Annotated in this window: 3 protein-coding genes; 2 read left to right on the forward strand and 1 reads right to left on the reverse strand. The window is 38.9% G+C overall.

All coding sequences use genetic code 11. The features are described from left to right. Both WC815_24240 and WC815_24245 read left to right on the forward strand, forming a co-directional pair. A partial coding sequence (locus WC815_24240) for a DUF11 domain-containing protein (protein MFA5911900.1) occupies positions 1-1,465 on the forward strand: 1,465 nt, incomplete at its 5' end. 36 nt (positions 1,466-1,501) lie between these two features. Then, positions 1,502-2,191 (forward strand): OmpA family protein, encoded by a 690-nt coding sequence (locus WC815_24245; protein MFA5911901.1) that lies wholly within the window; start codon positions 1,502-1,504, stop codon positions 2,189-2,191. 101 nt (positions 2,192-2,292) lie between these two features. Here the strand turns inward: WC815_24245 and WC815_24250 are convergent. Beyond that, the coding region (locus WC815_24250; GenBank protein ID MFA5911902.1) for a c-type cytochrome at positions 2,293-2,836 on the reverse strand (544 nt) is incomplete at its 5' end.

The raw sequence follows: 2,836 nt of genomic DNA on the forward strand, positions 1-2,836 counted from the left end.
TATTGTTGCTCGAAGAGACACGTTGTTGGCAGTAAAGGAAAACCAAAATCTTTCTACGTTCCTGAAGATTGTAAAAACGGCAAACAAAAAAACTGCCGAAATTGGTGACGTTGTTACATATCAAGTACAAATCAGTAATACCAGTCCGCAATTTGTAAAAACGATCGGTGTCTACGATCTGTTGCCATATGCATTCCAGTATGTAAAGAATTCGGCACGATTTAACGGGAAGGCGATTGAGCCAACAATAAATCCGACAATTAACCAATTGAAATGGAATGTGCCCGATACAATACTAACGTCCAAACATGCAACATTAGTCTATCAGCTTGCTGTTGGAGCTGATGCGTTAGAAAGTGAAGGAGTCAATACGGCATATGCGAGTGCCCTTGCCGGTCTCGGAACATTGCTTGTCTCAGATAAATCACAATGGCAGGTTACTGTACGGCCTGGTGTGTTTACGGAAAAAGGCTTAATCATTGGGAAAGTATTTTATGATGATAATAGAAATACATTTCAAGATGAGGGAGAAAATGGTGAGAAGGGGATTGAAATATGGATGGAGGACGGAACCAGAATCATCACTGGAGATGATGGAAAATTCTCATTACCAGAGGTGAAACCCGGACAACATGTTATGCGTGTGAATGAAATTACACTCCCGAAAAAAACAGAATTGCTTATTGGTAATAATTCTTTTGCCAAAGATCCCACATCAAGATTCGTGAGAGTTACCGAAGGAGGAATTGCCAAAGCAAACTTCTATCTGAAACGAAATGTGGCAGATTCTCTTGTCCAAACCTTATCAAAAGTCAATAAGCTCATCGCCGTTCGGCAATTGAAACCGAAGTATTTGTATGAAGATACGTTGCGAAAACTGAAAGTTGATACTGTTCAAATGTATGTCTCCTTTACGTATTCGGGAAATAAGCCGGTCGCATCGATTGAGATTATTGATCAACTATCAGATCGGCTACATATTGTCCCCAATAGTTTTACATATAATGGCAGGACAATTAATCCAATGGTTGGCGATAATATCATCAATTTCAAACTTGGACGAGCGAGAGATGTTTTCAGTGGAGTGGTTAGTTATAAGGTAGTTGCAACGGATCTCTCTCATACCGGAATGCTTCTCCCGTCGACATCAATGATAAAAGTAACATCGATGGATAGTATTGTTGTTGAGAGTAATAAGATCTATGTCGAAAACGTTATCCGCGATACTACCAAAAATAGAATTGAAACTTCCGAGATCATGATCAGCTCAAACAATCCAAGAATATCGAATCATTTATCTGATTCGATTTCGATTACAGCAGGCGACGCAGTGTTTTTCAAGACATCATTGTATATCGATCCGAAGAAAAAAATTAAAACGGTAAAACTATTGGATTCTCTCGAATCTGCCTTCATAATTAATGAGCGTTCCTTCACTGTTAACGGTGTTCCATTATCATCGTAGAATCTTTCGGTTAAAGTCCGATCGTCTTCGCTCTCTATGAATACAAGAGAAATTCCGGATGATTTGGAATTTATTCGAGTTGCATCGGTTAATCTTACCGATCTGCTTCGTTCAGGGAAGAACGAAATAACCTATTCTGCTACGTTACAACGTGCAAATAGGGATACAATGTTTCGAAAATATTCGTACGCCATTATTACCAATCAGTTTAATGAAGAAAATATAGTGCGAACGAATGATGCGAAGATCTTTGTGAGAGCTGGCGTAATGTCGCAGTCACTTCCGTTAGAAACAACATATGTCAATATCCCTCGCTCTTCATTAAAAGTTGAAGAAAAGATCGCTGAAGCAGTAAAACTTATTGAATCTCTCAAACAAATATCCACAAAAGCAGTTGTGATGGAAGGGATTACGTTTGAATTAGCGAAAGCAACGCTAACGACGGAATCTAAAGTTGTGTTGGATAACATTGCCAGGATTTTGTTAAGCAATAATGAAATTAATATGCAAATCAATGGTTATACCGACAATACCGGGAATGCTGCATCAAATCGTAAAATGTCACTGAACCGTGCAAAAGAAGTGACTGCATATTTAGTCAGTCAAGGTGTTGATTCGAAAAGACTATTACCGCAGGGATTCGGTCCGACGAATCCTATTGCATCGAACAAAACAGAGGAAGGTCGAGCGAAAAATCGGCGTGTTGAGTTTGCACGGGTGAAATAAATATCCTGCGAACACTATTCAAGATTTACTATTACACTTCAGTGTGAAATAAAAGAGGGCTGCAATTGCAGCCCTCTTTGTTATTTAAAAACGAGTATTGATTAATTTGGGAATGCGACAGTATCCGCAAGAGCTTTGTAAAGATCTTTCAATTCCGTGATTGTTATTTTTGTTGGTTTCATTACTGCACCCAATTGTCCAAATTTAATTTTATGTTGTGCTTCATTTGGTTTTGTCCGGACAAATTTACCGGCAGTCATTCCGGGAGTTGCATCAAGATTTGATATCATGGTTCCATTTGTACCGTGGCATGTTGCACAGTTTGTGTTGTAAAATGTTTTTCCGCTTGCTGCATTTCCATCTTTTCCAATAGCACTGTACGTTGCTTTTCCGGTAGGATAAGTGCCCGTATATGTTGCATCATATAATTGCGTTACATCATTAGCACCTTCTTTTAAGTATTTTACAAGATCCCAAATCTGAGCATCGGTCAATAACGTTCCATAATTGGGCATTTGATCACCAATGGTCGGGCTTGTAAGAGAATATCCGGTTACAGCAGCAGAATCTGAAAGTTTTCTTCTACCAGTGCTGCTTTTAAGTGCATCAAATAATTGCTGTGCTGTTTTTGACTGTGATGGGATC

The organism is Vicinamibacterales bacterium (genome assembly GCA_041659285.1).
Classification (GTDB): domain Bacteria; phylum Acidobacteriota; class Vicinamibacteria; order Vicinamibacterales; family UBA2999; genus 12-FULL-67-14b.